This is a genomic window from Brevibacillus sp. FW301-21C12A (genome assembly GCF_058788915.1).
In genome coordinates this window covers 1-15,635 of record NZ_JBYTBG010000010.1, presented here as the reverse complement: position 1 = coordinate 15,635, position 15,635 = coordinate 1, and the positions used below count along the sequence as shown (strand labels likewise).

The 15,635-nt window shown below is 54.4% G+C and carries 12 protein-coding genes; 10 read left to right on the top strand and 2 right to left on the bottom strand.

Annotation, left to right across the window (positions count from 1 at the left end; genetic code table 11):
• The first annotated feature begins 154 nt into the window (after window positions 1-154).
• Both AC3WQH_RS08800 and AC3WQH_RS08795 read left to right on the top strand, forming a co-directional pair.
• Window positions 155-1,465, top strand: coding sequence for a DRTGG domain-containing protein (locus AC3WQH_RS08800; RefSeq protein WP_005831405.1), 1,311 nt, complete (start codon window positions 155-157; stop codon window positions 1,463-1,465).
• 797 nt (window positions 1,466-2,262) lie between these two features.
• On the top strand, window positions 2,263-2,895 hold the full coding sequence (locus tag AC3WQH_RS08795; RefSeq protein WP_221843110.1) for a DUF2087 domain-containing protein: 633 nt from the start codon (window positions 2,263-2,265) through the stop codon (window positions 2,893-2,895).
• Between the two features lie 191 nt (window positions 2,896-3,086).
• On the opposite strand, the gene AC3WQH_RS08790 is transcribed toward AC3WQH_RS08795, so the two are convergent.
• Window positions 3,087-3,305 (bottom strand): hypothetical protein, encoded by a 219-nt coding sequence (locus AC3WQH_RS08790; RefSeq protein WP_025846811.1) that lies wholly within the window; start codon window positions 3,303-3,305, stop codon window positions 3,087-3,089.
• Window positions 3,306-3,371: 66 nt separating this feature from the next.
• The gene (locus AC3WQH_RS08785; protein WP_005831401.1) at window positions 3,372-3,683 is read right to left on the bottom strand and encodes a YtpI family protein; all 312 of its coding nucleotides are present in this window, start codon (window positions 3,681-3,683) and stop codon (window positions 3,372-3,374) included.
• Between the two features lie 177 nt (window positions 3,684-3,860).
• Between AC3WQH_RS08785 and AC3WQH_RS08780 the strand changes: the two genes are divergently transcribed.
• The 8 genes from AC3WQH_RS08780 (at window position 3,861) to pyk (ending at window position 14,612) form a co-directional block, all read left to right on the top strand.
• Window positions 3,861-7,289 carry a DNA polymerase III subunit alpha gene (locus AC3WQH_RS08780; protein ID WP_492331987.1) on the top strand — a complete coding sequence of 1,143 codons (3,429 nt, stop codon included), beginning with the start codon at window positions 3,861-3,863 and terminating at the stop codon, window positions 7,287-7,289.
• 168 nt (window positions 7,290-7,457) lie between these two features.
• Window positions 7,458-8,702: an NADP-dependent malic enzyme gene (ystJ, locus tag AC3WQH_RS08775; RefSeq protein WP_122952873.1), complete on the top strand. Its 1,245-nt coding sequence runs from the start codon at window positions 7,458-7,460 to the stop codon at window positions 8,700-8,702.
• 98 nt (window positions 8,703-8,800) lie between these two features.
• Window positions 8,801-9,472, top strand: coding sequence for a FadR/GntR family transcriptional regulator (locus AC3WQH_RS08770; protein ID WP_005831396.1), 672 nt, complete (start codon window positions 8,801-8,803; stop codon window positions 9,470-9,472).
• An 82-nt stretch (window positions 9,473-9,554) separates the two neighbouring features.
• A complete protein-coding gene (locus AC3WQH_RS08765; protein WP_005831394.1) occupies window positions 9,555-9,737 on the top strand; it encodes a hypothetical protein in 183 nt (60 codons plus the stop codon).
• A gap of 21 nt (window positions 9,738-9,758) precedes the next feature.
• Window positions 9,759-10,703 (top strand): acetyl-CoA carboxylase, carboxyltransferase subunit beta, encoded by a 945-nt coding sequence (accD, locus tag AC3WQH_RS08760; protein ID WP_005831392.1) that lies wholly within the window; start codon window positions 9,759-9,761, stop codon window positions 10,701-10,703.
• Window positions 10,670-11,626 carry an acetyl-CoA carboxylase carboxyl transferase subunit alpha gene (gene accA, locus AC3WQH_RS08755; RefSeq protein ID WP_005831390.1) on the top strand — a complete coding sequence of 319 codons (957 nt, stop codon included), beginning with the start codon at window positions 10,670-10,672 and terminating at the stop codon, window positions 11,624-11,626. The genes accD and accA overlap by 34 nt, the downstream gene beginning before the upstream one ends.
• A gap of 223 nt (window positions 11,627-11,849) precedes the next feature.
• Window positions 11,850-12,809 carry a 6-phosphofructokinase gene (pfkA, locus tag AC3WQH_RS08750; RefSeq protein ID WP_005831388.1) on the top strand — a complete coding sequence of 320 codons (960 nt, stop codon included), beginning with the start codon at window positions 11,850-11,852 and terminating at the stop codon, window positions 12,807-12,809.
• A 48-nt stretch (window positions 12,810-12,857) separates the two neighbouring features.
• Window positions 12,858-14,612, top strand: coding sequence for a pyruvate kinase (gene pyk / locus AC3WQH_RS08745; protein ID WP_005831386.1), 1,755 nt, complete (start codon window positions 12,858-12,860; stop codon window positions 14,610-14,612).
• Window positions 14,613-15,635 lie beyond the last annotated feature (1,023 nt).

Genomic DNA, 15,635 nt, shown 5'->3' with positions numbered 1-15,635 from the left:
GATAAAAGCACGATGAAAACCCCCTTAATGATATACTTTCTGATCGGTAGCTTGAAAAAGCTACCCTTTTTTTTTGCCGCGCCTTCGGGTATATTGTTCGAAGGAGCGCGCGTACATTGGAACGGGTGGGAGACCAGGAAGGGGGAGTAGCAATATGGCAACGAAGCATGAACAAATCTTGCAGCATATTGATCGCCTTCCGATCGGTTCGAAGATTTCCGTGCGGCAGATCGCCAAAGACCTGGATGTGAGTGAGGGTACGGCCTACCGCGCTATCAAGGAAGCGGAAACACAAGGATACGTAAGCACCATTGAACGTGTCGGCACAGTGAGAATCGAGAAGAAGCAAAAGGAAAACATAGAGCGATTGACTTTTGCCGAGGTGGTCAATATCGTCGACGGCCATGTGCTGGGCGGACGGGAAGGGCTGCATAAGACATTGAACAAATTCGTGATCGGCGCGATGCAGTTGGAAGCGATGATGCGCTACATCGACGCGGGCAGCCTGCTGATTGTCGGGAACCGCTATCAGGCGCACAAGATCGCTTTGCAGCAAGGCGCAGCCGTACTGATAACAGGCGGCTTCGATACGAGCGAGGAAATCAAGCAACTGGCGGATCGGCTGGCTCTGCCGATCATTTCGTCCAGCTATGATTCGTTTACGGTCGCGTCGATGATTAACCGGGCGATTTACGACCGTTTGATTAAAAAGGAAATCGTGATGGTGGAGGACGTGCTGAAGCCGCTTGCGGAGACGCCGGTACTGCTGCCGAGCGATACGGTCGCCAAATGGCATCAGTATACGGAGTTGTATCAGGATACGCGCTTTCCGGTTGTCGACGAGCAGATGCGTCTGATCGGGATCGTGACTTCGAAGGATATTATCGGCCACGAAGAGACGGCGACGATCGACAAGGTGATGACGAAAAATCCGATCACGACTTCGCCGCGCGTGTCTGTGGCGTCTTCGGCGCACATGATGGTGTGGGAAGGGATCGAGCTGTTGCCGGTCGTGGACAATTATCGCAAGCTGGTGGGCGTGCTGAGCCGCAACGATGTGTTGAAAGCGCTCCAGTTCACGGCGAAGCAGCCACAGATGAGCGAAACGTTTCCGAACCTGATTATGTCTCATTTCCGCGAGGAGCGTCAGGCTGACGAGCTGGTCTATCTGGGCGACGTCACTCCGCAGATGACGAATCATCTGGGGACGATTGCGAGCGGAATCATGACGACGGTGATGGTGGAAGCGGCTTGTAATCTCTTGCGTCAGCATCGCCGGGGCGACATGGTGCCGGAAAACATCACGGTGTACTTTTTGAAGCCGGTACAGATGGAGAGCCACATCCAGGTGCAGCCGCGGCTTTTGGATATCAGTCGGCGCTTCGGGAAGGTGGAGGTTTCGGTCTACCACGGCGAGCAGCTCGTCGGGCAGGCGATGATTACGGCGCAGATTATTGATCGGTGAGGTGTGTAGTGTTTTTGGGCAGTCTCTTTTTAGAGGGGCTGTCCTTTTTTGATGTTTTTTAAGCGGGGCTGTTGCGGAGAGAAGAATATTTCCGGACTAAGCTCCGGTCTTCACCCACTGAACACAAGTTATCGCTCGCGTTCAGCGGGGCCCGGTCTACGTCCTGCAGGGAAGCGGGGACTGTCCGCTCCGCAGGGATTCGCGAGTCGCGGCGTCCGGAAATATTCTTCTCTGCGTGGCTGGGGTTAAAAGATAAAAGGATTGGAGAGGTTTCACTGATGTTTCCTCGTGAGAAATGGCAGGGATGCTTACTGAGTGAAGACCAACCAGCTATTCATTACAGCTATCGTTCGCGTTTAGCAAGTCCCAGACTTCATCTGAAACAGAGCCTCTAACGTGATTAGCAATCTCGTAAGGATACGTTACAAGTAAAATTTAGACTTTCCAGCAGATACATTTAGTTTTAGATACTACTTTACATTTTCCATCAGCCATACGGCCAGGTAGAGAGCTTTTGGCCGTTAAAAGCCCTGTCCCAGCCAACAGCTTCTTTTTTCCTCCGCCACTGTAGCCCGATAGAGCGCTTTTCCCCTTAAAAAAGCTCCGCCCAATCAAACAGCCCCTGGGAGGAAAACGAAGAAAAAGCGAAGCTCTTTGAAACCCCAACCGACCCTGAGGATAACCCAAAGAAACCACCACACATTGACAAAAACCACCAAGTTACACTACCATCTAATTAGAATTTCATCTAATCTCATGCACAACACACACCGCCCCAAAAAGAAAGGAGCATCCCTGTGCAACTGGATAAACTCGTCACCTTTTACAAAGCCTTGGGCGATCCGACGCGGGTGCGTATCCTCGCGATTTTGGCAAACGGCCCCTTGCACGGGCAGGCGCTGGCTGGGAAGCTCGGCGTGACGCCGCCGACGATTACGCACCATATGGCGAAGCTGCGGGAGGCGGGGATCGTCTACGAGCGGCGAGATAAAAATACGATCTACTTTTACTTGCACGAAGCCAACATGAAGCGGCAGACCCAAGCTATATTGAACGTGCTCGAACGGGCGAAGGACTTTAGCGAAGAAGGGCTGTTTGCGCAAGCGGAGGAAAACCACGATCAGAGGAGGGCCCAGATGGCAGCGGAACACATGCACGTAATCAAAAGCTTCCTGACTCCAGACGGCAAGCTGAAGCAAATCCCGTCCCAGCGCAAGAAAAAGCTGATCGTGTTCGAACACATGGTCCGGGGGCTGGAGCACGGCCGGAAATACAAGGAGCAGGAGATCAACGACTACATCCGCCAGTTCCACCAAGATTACGCGACGATTCGCCGGGAATTTGTCATGAACCACTACATGTATCGGGAAGACGGCATCTACGAGCTGAACCCCGAGGAAATGTGGGCCAAAGCAGAGGATTTGCGTTAACTGGAAACAATCGCCATGCAAAAAGGGCATAAAAAAGGACAACCGTCGGCACTTCGCTCAGGTTGTCTGAAACAATAGAATGTCACACAAACTGATTATAGCGAGAACAGATTGTGCTTAGCCATGGCAAACCATTGGCAATTCAGGAAAACTATTTCCAGCAGGCTAAAAGAGAAGCATCGCAATAACCGCTACGCCTCTCTTTTAGCCTGTTTTTTCTTTTCCCGCAAAAGAAAAAACTCCCGGGCAAAAGCCCCGAGCGCCATCGACAACGCGACGACGACTACGAGATGCAGGGCGCGGACAAACGTGTGTGGCGTGAGCAGCAGCACGACGATGCTGGAAATAAGCATCAGCCCGAGCAATGTAGAGCAGATGGCGAGCTGCTTGCCCGTTGTCCATGTCTTCACAAATCCACCTCCTGTCAAAGAAAAAAGCATGCCGAACAATCTGTTTGTTCCCATGCTTTTTAGCTCTCAGATGCCTTTTTTCAATTCTGCCCGCCAGGCGCTGCGATAGTGCAAAAAGTTGCGGGTTCCCAAATACAGGTTCATCACGCCGACGAGCAGCATGACGATCGCGACCACGATGCGGATCGTATCGAGCGTATCAAACGTAAACTGGTTGAGGCCGAACAAAGAGACGAGAATGCCAAGTGCAATATTCATTTTGCCAAGCGTCATCCGGGACTCCAGCGGATGGATGCCGCGTCTGCGCGCGTGGATGCTGAAATAGACGCTGGCTACGAGCGAAGCGAGAACGCCGGTCAAATAAAAGGCCGACCACATAGATGGCTTCATCCTTTCGAACAAATCTGGTATTATCCTACCAAATCAAAGCAAGAAAGGTCAAATTCAAACAGGAACATTCGTTCTTATTCCCCCACATTCCTCTTACTTTCGGTATAATGATAGAGAAAGCTACGAAAACGAATCGACTCGTAAAACAGGAGAGGAAGGAAGCAGATGACCTCCTTTGTCCATTTGCACGTTCATACAGAGTACAGCTTGCTAGACGGAGCGGCGAGGATCGAGGCGCTGGTAGCGCGTGCGCAGGAGTTGGGCATGAGCGCGCTGGCGATTACCGACCACGCCAACCTGTACGGGGCTGTCCCTTTTTATAAAGCTTGCCGGGCAGCGCAGATCAAGCCGATCATCGGGATGGAGCTGTACGTGATCGAAGGAAACTTGCAGGATCGCGTGCGCAATGCGCCTGCCCCGCACCATTTGGTCGTACTGGCGGAAAACGAAACGGGCTACCGCAACCTGCTCAAGCTGGCGACAGTCGCCAATACGGAAGGAAACTACATCATCCCGCGCGTGAACAAGGAAGCGCTCGTCCGGCATGCCGAAGGGCTGATTGCGCTCAGCGGCTGCCAGCACGGCGAAGTCGCGCAGCTTTTGCTCGCAGGCGAAGCGCAGGCGGCGCTGGAAGCGGCCTTGTGGCATCGGCGCGTGTTCGGCGAAGCGAATTACTTTTTGGAGCTGGCGGACCACGGCCTGGAGAGCGAGCGCAGGCTCAATGCTCGCCTGGTCAAGCTGAGCCAGGAGACGGGCATTCCGCTGGTCGCCACGAACAACGTGCACTACGTCATGCAAAACGAGCATCGCCAGCACGACATCCTGCTCGCGATCAAGGAAGGCAAAACGATCGATGAGGAAAACCGTTTTCGCTACGAAACCGACCAATACTATTTGAAAAGCGGCGAGGAGATGGCAGCGGCCTTTTCCTACGCGCCCGAGGCGCTGGCGAATACGGCCATGATCGCAGACAGATGCAGCGTAGAGCTGTCGTTTGGCGCGCACATTTTGCCGGAATTTCCCTTGCCTGCGGGACAAGATTCGGCACAATATTTGCGTTCGCTCTGCGAGCAAGGCTGCCGGGAACGCTACGGGGAAATGACGCCGCAAATCCGGGAGCGGCTCGATCACGAACTGTCGATCATTACCGGAACGGGCTTTACCGACTACTTCCTGATCGTGTGGGACTTCATGCGCTACGCCCACCAGCACGGCATTCCGACCGGGCCGGGCCGGGGCTCTGCCGCGGGCAGCCTTGTCGCCTATGCGCTGAAAATTACAAACGTCGATCCGCTCCGCTTCAACCTGCTCTTTGAACGTTTTCTCAATCCCGAGCGGGTGACGATGCCGGATATTGATATCGACTTTTCCGTGGAGCGGCGCGACGAAGTGATCCACTACGTGGCGAAAAAGTACGGTCACGACCGCGTCGCCCAGATCATTACGTTCGGGACGATGGCGGCTCGCGCTGCGGTGCGCGACGTCGGCCGGGCGCTCGGGCTGTCGCTTGGGCTTATCGACCGCGTGGCCAAAATGATTCCGCAATCGCCGGGGATGACGATTGACCGCGCGATAGAGCTCAACCCGGATATCGGCAAGCTGTGTGCCGAAAACAAGCAGGCCGCCTTGCTGATCGCGACAGCAAAAGGCGTGGAAGGGCTGCCGCGCCACGCTTCCACCCATGCGGCGGGCGTCGTCATTTCGCGCGAGCCGCTGACCAGCTACGTGCCGCTGCAAACAGGCAACGAAGGGCTGGCGCTCACCCAGTATCCGATGGAGATTTTGGAGGAAGTGGGCCTGTTGAAAATGGATTTTCTCGGGCTGCGCAACCTGACGATCATTCAGGAGACACTCCGCCACCTCGCCGAGCAAGGGATTGAGCTTGACCTGGAAAAAATTCCGACAGACGATCCGAAAACGTTCCGCATGCTGTCGCGCGGCGAGACGACAGGCGTGTTTCAGTTGGAGTCGGGCGGGATGCGCCATGTGCTTCGCGACCTGAAGCCGACCAGCTTGGGTGACATCATCGCTGTACTCGCCCTGTACCGTCCGGGACCGATGGAGATTATTCCCCAGTACATTGCCGCCAAGCACGGCCAGAGCAAAGTCCAGTACGCCCATCCGATTCTCGAGCCGATTTTGCGCGAAACGCACGGCTTTATGATCTACCAGGAGCAGATCATGCAGATTTCGTCTACGCTCGCTGGCTTCAGCTTGGGCGAGGCCGATATTTTGCGCCGGGCAGTCGGCAAGAAAAAACGCGAGCTGCTGGCCGAGCAGCGGGAAAAATTCGTGGAAGGCTGCGTCCGCCATGGCTACGGGGAAGAGTTGGGCAACCAGGTGTACGACCTGATTGTGCGCTTCGCCGATTACGGCTTCAACAAGGCCCACTCCGTCGCCTACGCGATCATCGCCTACCAGATGGCGTATTTGAAAGCGACTTATCCGCTCGCCTTCATGGCGGCGCTCCTGTCGCTGTCCATCGGCTCGCAGACGCGGATCGCCGAGTACACGGAAGAGGCGCGCCGTCTTGGCCTGCGCGTGCTTGGCCCGGACGTCAACAAGAGCGCCGCGTACTTTACGGTAGAGGAGGAGGCGATCCGCTTCGGGCTTGCTGCCGTAAAAAACGTCGGCTACGGCGCGATTGAGTCCATCGTGAAGGAGCGCGCTGGCCGGCCGTATCGGGACGTGTTCGATTTTTGCGCCAGAGTGGATGCGCGGCTCGTGAACAGGCGGGTGGTCGAGTCGTTGACACTGTGCGGCGCGCTCGATTCGCTGCCTGGTCACCGCAGCCAACTGCTGCTGTTGCTCGATGAAGCGGTAGGCAAGGCAAACGCCAAACGTGTGGAGCGGGACGCAAACCAGCTCGACCTGTTTGCCGGAGAGGAGCAGTCTGCTCCGCCGCGGGACCCTGCCGAATACCCGGACGTGCCGCCGCTTTCGCGCACGCAGCAGTTGAAAGAAGAAAGAGAGCTGATCGGCGTCTACCTCTCCGGCCATCCGCTCGACCAGTATGCCCATGTGGCTGCCCGCCCGGAAGTGACCGCCATCTCCGCTCTCAGTGAAGTCGCTCGCGACAAGACGGTCAAGGTGTTCGGGATGATTACGGAAGAAAAGCGCATCCAGACGAAAAAAGGCGACCCGATGGCGTTCCTTACGCTGGAAGACAAGACGATGCCCGTCGAGCTGGTCGTTTTTCCGCAAGTGTTTGCCAAGTACGGGCAGCTTCTGGGCAAGGAGCGCATCGTCGTGGCCGAAGCGCGGGTAGACCATCAGGATGATACGGTGAAGCTGCTCGCTTCGCGCTTCTGGGATGCCGAGGCGCTGCCTGCGCCGACGACGGAAACGGTTCTGTTTGTCAAAATATCGGCCCAGCAGGAGCACGATTCGACACTGCAACGTCTGCAACGGCTGTTTGTCGAAAAAAAAGGAACGATTCCTGTGATTTTGTTTTACGAAGGAAAAAGACAGACAATTCGCCTTCCCGACGATATTCGGGTAGAGGTGGACGAGTCATTTTTGGAGCAAGCGCGAGAAATTGTGGGACGTGACAGCGTAATTCCGAAAGAATTGCCCATAAATTGGGGAGGATGAGGAATGTCCTCCCTTTTTCGCCGTTTTCGGCAGGTTTACAGGATAATAGTTTTTGCTATATAGTGAACTCATAACTCAATAAGTGGTCAGACCACTTAGGGCTTTTAAGCATGAAAGAGGCTGTACAAGCAATCATAGAAAGATTATCGTGAAATGGAGTGGGTTAAGATGTCTAATCTGAGAGAGGAAGCACTGGAACTTCATCGAAAAAATAAAGGGAAGCTGGAGGCGGTGACAAAGGTTCCTGTTCGCAATGCGCACGACCTGAGCTTGGCTTATTCTCCTGGCGTAGCTGAACCTTGCAAAGACATTTTCGACGACAAGTCCAAAGTTTACGAATACACCATGAAAGGCAACCTCGTTGCTGTCGTGAGCGACGGTACAGCCGTTCTCGGCCTCGGCAACATCGGTCCGGAAGCAGCGATGCCCGTGATGGAAGGAAAAGCGGTACTGTTCAAATCCTTCGCAGGCGTGGATGCTTTCCCGATCTGCCTCAACACAACCGACGTGGACAAAATCGTCGAGACGGTGAAGCTGCTTGAGCCGACCTTTGGCGGCGTGAACCTCGAAGATATCGCAGCTCCTGCGTGCTTCGAAGTGGAAGAGCGCCTGAAGCGCGAGACGAACATCCCGATCTTCCACGACGACCAGCACGGTACGGCGATCGTGACGGCAGCCGGTCTGATTAACGCCCTGCGCGTAGTGGACAAAAAGCTGGAGGACATCCGCGTAGTGGCGAACGGTGCGGGCGCCGCTGGTATCGCGATCATGAAACTTTTGATTTCCATGGGCGTAAAAGAAGTCATCATGGTCGATACAAAAGGAATCGTGTACGAAGGCCGCGACTACGGAATGAACCCGGTAAAAGAAGAAATGGCGAAAATCACGAACCGCAGCAAGCTGCAAGGCGATCTGGCAGAAGCGATGAAAGGGGCAGACGTATTTATCGGCGTATCCGTAGCAGGTGCTGTCACTCCTGAAATGGTGCGCTCCATGAACCGCGATCCGATCATCTTCGCCATGGCGAACCCGACTCCGGAAATCATGCCGAACGAGGCAAAAGCAGCGGGCGCAGCGGTTGTCGGTACAGGCCGTTCCGACTTCCCGAACCAGGTGAACAACGTCCTCGCTTTCCCGGGCATTTTCCGCGGGGCGCTGGATACGCGCGCGACCGAGATCAACGAAGAGATGAAGCTGGCAGCCGTCTATGCCATTGCCGACCTGATCTCGCCAGAAGAGCTCTCTGCTGAAAAAGTAATTCCTGCTCCATTCGATCCGCGTGTTGCTCCAAACGTTGCAGCAGCCGTAGCCAAAGCGGCGATGGAAAGCGGCGTAGCCCGCATCACCGTCGATCCGGAAGCAGTAAAAGAGAAAACAGCCAGTCTGGCAGCCATTTCCTACCAGCAAGTGTAAGGGAAGTGCAGTCAAACACCCTCCACGAGCACCTGTATCGGACGTGAATATGTGGAGGGTGCTTCACTTCACCAGTAGTAGCAATAAGGAGGGTCATTGTGCTCGACTCCACTCAAGATCGAAAGGTTTACGAAGGCATTCTCCTGCAACTTCACGAAATCATTCAGGAGCAAAACTTAAGGCCTGGCGACAAGCTTCCGTCGGAGCGAGAGTTGTCTGAGCAGTTGGGAGCAGGGCGATCCTCTGTACGCGAAGCTCTCCGTGCCCTGGAACTGCTCGGGCTCATCGAGACTCGCCGCGGAGAAGGCACCTTCCTCAAGCATTATCGGCACAACCGTCTGATCGATATTCTTGGCTTTTTTATCCTACGGGATACGAAAACCAAGAAGGACTTGATCGAAATGCGCAAAATGCTGGAGATCGACGCTGTTCGTCTCGCCTGTAGGCGGGCGACCGCGAAGCATTTTGAAGAAATGGAACGGATTCTCGCCATTGCGCACGAACGGGTAGAGAGAGGCGAGGTTCCTACGGAAGAAGACTATCAGTTTCATCGCGTGATTTGCCGATCCAGCCGCAATTCCATTTTGCACCGCATCTGGACGCCGTTGGTAGAGTATAGCAACAGCGTGCGGACGGAATCGCTGTCGCGGGAAGGCAGGGCGCGCATGGCGCTGGAAGAGCATCGCGAGATCATGGAGGCAATCCGCGCAGGCGATGTCAATGTCGCGGTTGAGAGAATGAGGCACCATCTGGAGAACAGCAAGCTCTAGATTTTTCTCCTATTTGCGAGGGGCGCTGGCGCTGTGATATGATGATGCAGACCTGTATTGGACGATGAAGGAGGAAGCCAGCATGTGGACGGTCATCTACATCGCTCCTAGCGCTAAAATAGCTGAACGGATACAGCAACGTTTGACAGATGAAGGGTTTTTGGTCAAGGTTCGCGAGGCGAAGGTCTCGAAGCAATACGAGATTCTCGTGCCCGAGGGCGAACTGAATGAAGTCCGGGATGTACTCGGCTCGATCCTTCACTGATGAGAAAGGTGGGGTGTACCTGTGCTAAAAGATCTTTTCGGGAAAAAGCGCAAATTTGCCACTGTCCCTTCTGAGACACTGGCACGTGTCCCTGCTTCCACCGACGCTAGCAAGGAAGCGGGTACGAAGGAGAAGGAAGTCCCTGAGGGATTGATGAATAAATGCCCACATTGTGGGACGATCCACTACTCGAAGGATTTGGAAAAAAATTTGCGCGTATGCAAGGGCTGCCAGTACCATTACTCCATGTCCGCGCCGGAGCGGTTGCAATCCATTTTGGATGATGGGGTTCTGACAGAGGAGTTTGACGCGAATTTGATTACCGCCAATCCGCTCGGGTTTCCAGGCTATCTGGAAAAGCTGGAGCAGGACATGGCCAACACCAAACTGAACGAAGCGATCATCACCGGCGAGGGGCTGCTCGGTGGCAACCGCATCGTGATTGGCGTCATGGATTCCCGCTTCCGCATGGCCAGCATGGGCTCGGTTGTCGGGGAAAAAATTACGCGTGCGATTGAGCAAGCGATCGAACGGCGACTGCCTTTCATCCTGTTCTCCGCATCCGGCGGGGCGCGCATGCAGGAAGGCGTTCTCAGCCTGATGCAGATGGCGAAAACAAGCGCGGCTTTGTCCAGACTTGACCGCGAGCGCTTGCTGTTTATTTCGGTCATGACGAATCCTACATACGGCGGCGTGTCGGCGAGCTTTTCTTCGCTCGGTGACTACAACATCGCGGAACCCGGCGCCATGATCGGCTTTGCGGGACGTCGCGTCATCGAGCAAACCATTCGCCAGGAGCTGCCAAAAGACTTCCAGACAGCAGAATTTTTGCTGAAAAACGGTCAGCTCGACATGGTCGTGCACCGTAAAGACATGCGCCAAACGCTGTCCAATCTGGTAGAGATGCACACGTCACGGGAAGGAGTGGAAATATGGCAGGCGAACTCCCCTTTGAAAAGCCATTAGTAGAGTTGCAAGACAAAATCAAGGAATTGCGTCGCTTTACCGAAGAAAAAGGCATTGATTTTTCCGACGAAGTAAAGCGTCTGGAACAAAAGGCAAAAGAGCTTGCCGAACAAATTTACGGCAACCTGACGCCGTGGCAGCGCGTCCAACTGGCCCGTCACCCGGAAAGACCAACGACTTTGGACTACATTCAACTTCTTTTTACTGATTTTCTGGAAGTACATGGGGACAGGCTGTACGGGGACGACCATTCGATCGTGGGCGGGATTGCCAAGTTTGACGGGCGCCCGGTGACGGTTATCGGCCATCAAAAAGGCAAAGACACGAAAGATAACATCAAGCGCAACTTCGGGATGGCTCATCCGGAAGGCTACCGCAAAGCTTTGCGCATCATGCAGCAGGCCGACAAATTCGGACGGCCGATCATCTGCTTTATCAATACATCAGGAGCTTATCCAGGCAAAGCGGCAGAGGAACGCGGCCAAAGCGAAGCGATTGCCCGCAACTTGCGGGAGATGGCTACCTTTCGCGTGCCGATTATTTGCATTGTCATCGGCGAAGGCGGTAGTGGCGGCGCGCTGGCGATCAGCGTAGGCAACCGCATCTATATGCTGGAGAACTCCTATTACTCCGTGATTGCGCCGGAGAGTGCGGCTGCGATTCTATGGAGAGATTCCAGCCTGGGCATGCGCGCAGCGGAGACGATGAAAATTACCGCTCCCGATCTGCTCGCTCTCGGCGTGATTGACGGCATCATCGACGAGCCGTTTGGAGGAGCGCACCGCGACCTGATTGCACAGGCGACCTCGGTCAAGGCGGTCATCTCCGAGCAACTGGAACAGTTGGGCCGTTTAAGCCCGGATGAACTGGTACAGGACAGATACGAGAAGTTCAAACGAATCGGCGAGTACGCCTCCCTGTAAGCTGCAGGGGGCGTTTTTTGTCTTTTTTCTGCACGGAAAATCTGCTACAATCGAGTTCGAATAAGCGAGTTATCAGAGCTTTCAAAAAGTATGGCACATTTCTGTTGTGTGTATAACAGATATACGAAACGGAGTAATACAGCATGTTTCATACACGTTATGGTACATACTGTTTCTGTTTCATGACATGCTAAAGACGATATGGATTGGAGAGGTGGATTCCATGCAAAAGCTTGCGGTTCTGACCAGCGGCGGAGATTCGCCAGGCATGAATGCGGCGGTACGTGCGGCCGTTCGCCGTGCCGCTTACCACGGAGTGCAAATGTACGGGGTATATCACGGATACGAAGGTCTGATGAAAGGCGATATCCAGGAAATGACACTGGGCTCCGTTGGGGACATTATCCAGCGAGGAGGAACCATCCTCTATTCTGCCCGGAGCGAGGCTTTCAAGACTGACGCCGGACAGCAAAAAGCGGTCGAGCAGTTGCGCAAATTCGGGATCGAAGGGCTGATCGTCATTGGCGGGGACGGCTCTTTCCGCGGAGCGCAAAAGCTGACGGAAAAAGGCTTCCCGACGATTGGCGTTCCGGGCACGATCGACAACGACATCCCGTGCACCGACTTTACGATCGGGTTCGATACCGCGCTCAATACGATTGTAGAAGCGATCGATAAAATTCGCGATACGGCAACCTCCCATGAGCGCACCTACATCATTGAGGTAATGGGACGCGACGCAGGCGACCTGGCTTTGTGGGCAGGGCTTGCCGCAGGGGCCGAGTCGATTATCATTCCGGAAGAATCCCAGGACATGAATGATATTATCGAGCGTCTGCACGCCGGACAGCGCCGCGGCAAAAAGCATTCCATCATCATCGTGGCAGAAGGCGTGGGCAGCGCGGCTTCTTACGCCGAAGCGATCACCAAGGAAACAGGCTGGGAGACGCGCGTGACCGTGCTCGGACACATTCAGCGCGGAGGCTCGCCGACCGCGATGGACCGGATGCTGGCGAGCCGGATGGGTGCAGCCGCAGTCGACTTGCTGTTGGAAGGCAAAAAAGATCGGATGGTCGGCATTCAAAACAACCAGATCGTCGACGTTGATTTCAACGAAGCATTGTCACAGAAGCATCAATTGGATTTATCCGTATATCAACTGGCGCGAACACTGTCTATCTAGTCAAGCAAGCGCTTGAGAGCAGCAGTGTATAGAGGAGGCATAATTCCTATGTTAAGGAAAGCAAAAATCGTGTGTACAATCGGACCGGCGAGCGAGTCTGTCGAGACGCTGAAAAAGCTGATACACGCGGGAATGAACGTAGCTCGTCTGAATTTCTCCCACGGAAGCCACGAAGAGCACGCGGCGCGCATCGCAAACATTCGCCGCGCATCCGAGGAGACTGGCAAGCCGGTGGCGATCCTGCTGGATACGAAAGGGCCGGAAATCCGCACGGGCACGCTTGCCGTTGAGGCAGTCGAGCTGGAGGAAGGAAAAACACTGATCCTGACGACAGAGGAAATCGCTGGCACAGCCGAGCGCGTCTCCATTACGTACTCGGAGTTGCCGCAAGACGTCAAACCGGGCGATACGATTTTGATCGACGACGGCTTGATCGGGCTGACGGTTCAGGAGGTCCGGGGGAACGAGATCGTCTGCCTCATCAAAAACGGCGGTACGCTGAAAAGCAAAAAAGGCGTCAACGTACCGGGCGTCAAAATCAACCTGCCCGGGATTACGGAAAAGGATGCGCAGGACATCGAGTTCGGCATCCAGCAGCAGGTTGATTTCATCGCGGCTTCTTTCGTCCGCAAAGCCTCCGACATTTTGGAAATCCGCCAGATTTTGGAGCGCCACAACGTGCGCATCGACATCATCGCCAAAATCGAAAACCAGGAAGGCGTCGACAACGTCGATGAAATTCTCGTCGTAACAGACGGCCTGATGGTGGCGCGCGGCGACCTGGGTGTGGAAATTCCAGCCGAGGAAGTGCCGCTCGTCCAGAAAAAGCTGATTAAAAAATGTAACGAGCTGGCCAAGCCTGTCATTACGGCTACGCAAATGCTCGATTCGATGCAGCGCAATCCGCGTCCGACCCGCGCCGAGGCAAGCGACGTCGCCAACGCGATTTTTGACGGCACGGATGCGATCATGCTGTCCGGCGAGACGGCTGCGGGCAAATACCCGGTGGAATCTGTGGAAACGATGGACCGCATTGCCGTAAGAGCGGAGCAAGAGCTGAACTACCGCGAGATTTTGTACGCACAAGCCCAGCTTAAGCAAGTGACGATTACCGATGCGATCAGCCAGGCTGTCTCCAATGCAGCGCTGGATTTGGACGCGGCAGCGATCATTACCGCAACCGAGAGCGGACATACGGCGCGCATGGTGTCCAAATTCCGTCCTAAGGCGCCAATCGTCGCAGTCACTCCGCATGCGGCTGTCATTCGCCGTCTGGCGCTCGTAAACGGCGTCTATCCGGTGAAAGGCGAGCTGGCGAATACAACCGATGAAATGCTGGAGATGTCGGTGCAGGAAGCGCTCGACGCCGGCTTTGTGCGCCATGGCGATCTCGTGGTGATTACCGCGGGCGTGCCTGTGCGCGAAGTAGGGACAACCAACCTGATGAAAATCCACGTAATTGGCGATGTGGTGGCAAAAGGACAAGGCATCGGCCGCAAAGTCGTGACGAGCCGGGTCGTGATTGCCCGTTCCGCAGAGGAAGCGTTGCAAAAAGTCGAGGAAGGCGTCATTCTGGTGACGATCGGAACGGATTCCGACATGATCGAAGCCTTCAGCAAGGCTGGCGCCGTCATTTGCGAAGAGGGCGGGCTGACGTCTCACGCTGCCATCGTAGGCTTGAACCTGGGCGTGCCTGTGATCGTAGGCGTGCCGTTTGCTACAGACTTGTTGAAGGAAGGACAGGTCGTGACAGTCGACTCGGAGCGTGGGCATATTTATTCGGGTCATGCGCGCGTTTTGTAGGTAAAATAGTCTTGTTTTATATGGCTTTTCAGCCGAACCCCGTGATGAAAATCAACGGGGTTTTCTTTGTGTGCCACGCATGGCGACTAACTAAGCGGTGAAAGTCCGCTTGTGGGGGCTGGTAGTGGACAACCCCTAGCCAAGAGCAAGGGTGTTCATCGTGAGGTGGAATCTTAAGGAAGCTGGAGGCAAAATCCCGGCCCGAGGACAAACGAACATCATCAGGTAGAGGGGATGGGACGACCTTGCTGAACAAAGCAAAGCTACACGGACATCCCAGTGTAAATGATGCGGGGAGATGGGAGGAAAGGGAGTCGTCAGGAGCGAAGGGCAGCCAACTTCCAGCGGAAGGCTCACCGCAGAAGAACAGGGCGGAACACGAAGGAGATGGACGAATGAACTTCTACCCTCTCTCAAAGAAAGCGGGGAAACCATCAAGGAGCAAATCCGGGCAGGTAAATACCGCCCCAATCCCGTTCGTAGGGTAGAAATCCCAAAAGAGAACAGCGGCAGCCGGTTAATTAGGCGCTAGTTGCCGAAAACAGCGAGAAACGCCCGAAAATGAGGATTCGGGCGTTCCCCCCACTGGTTGGTAGTTTTGGTTTCGAGCTTCATCGGACGTTTTTCGATGTTTGTATAATTGCAAAGATATAGGCAGCTATTAAAACAAGAAGACTAAGCCACCAGAGTTGGTCTGTAATTGTATAAAGGAAAAATGCTAAAACGGCTCCATTCATGTCTCTTAATACGCTTACTTTTTTGAGCCTTTTGCAAAATTAGGTTTTCGTTTAAAAAATGAAGTTTAATGGTACGTAAAGTGGGAAATGCCACTTTTATAAGGTAAAGCCTAAAAGCAAGATGGGCATTCGGACAGAATTTTGCGATGCTGCTTTTTTCAAAAGAGTGCTTAGGCCGTTTTTTTGGATGGCTTGGCTTTCTTTCCTGTCAGAGCAGACACCAATAATACGATAGCATTCAAATACACATACGTTTTCACTTTTTGAATGCCACCGACATGTAGAT

Bases quoted from the DNA above. Each gene is read 5' to 3' on its own strand.
- ystJ (WP_122952873.1), top strand. From the start codon at position 7,458: ATGTCTAATCTGAGAGAGGAAGCACTGGAACTTCATCGAAAAAATAAA.
- pfkA (WP_005831388.1), top strand. From the start codon at position 11,850: ATGCAAAAGCTTGCGGTTCTGACCAGCGGCGGAGATTCGCCAGGCATG.
- AC3WQH_RS08800 (WP_005831405.1), top strand. From the start codon at position 155: ATGGCAACGAAGCATGAACAAATCTTGCAGCATATTGATCGCCTTCCG.
- pyk (WP_005831386.1), top strand. From the start codon at position 12,858: ATGTTAAGGAAAGCAAAAATCGTGTGTACAATCGGACCGGCGAGCGAG.
- AC3WQH_RS08780 (WP_492331987.1), top strand. From the start codon at position 3,861: ATGACCTCCTTTGTCCATTTGCACGTTCATACAGAGTACAGCTTGCTA.
- accA (WP_005831390.1), top strand. From the start codon at position 10,670: ATGGCAGGCGAACTCCCCTTTGAAAAGCCATTAGTAGAGTTGCAAGAC.
- AC3WQH_RS08765 (WP_005831394.1), top strand. From the start codon at position 9,555: ATGTGGACGGTCATCTACATCGCTCCTAGCGCTAAAATAGCTGAACGG.
- AC3WQH_RS08785 (WP_005831401.1), bottom strand. From the start codon at position 3,683: ATGTGGTCGGCCTTTTATTTGACCGGCGTTCTCGCTTCGCTCGTAGCC.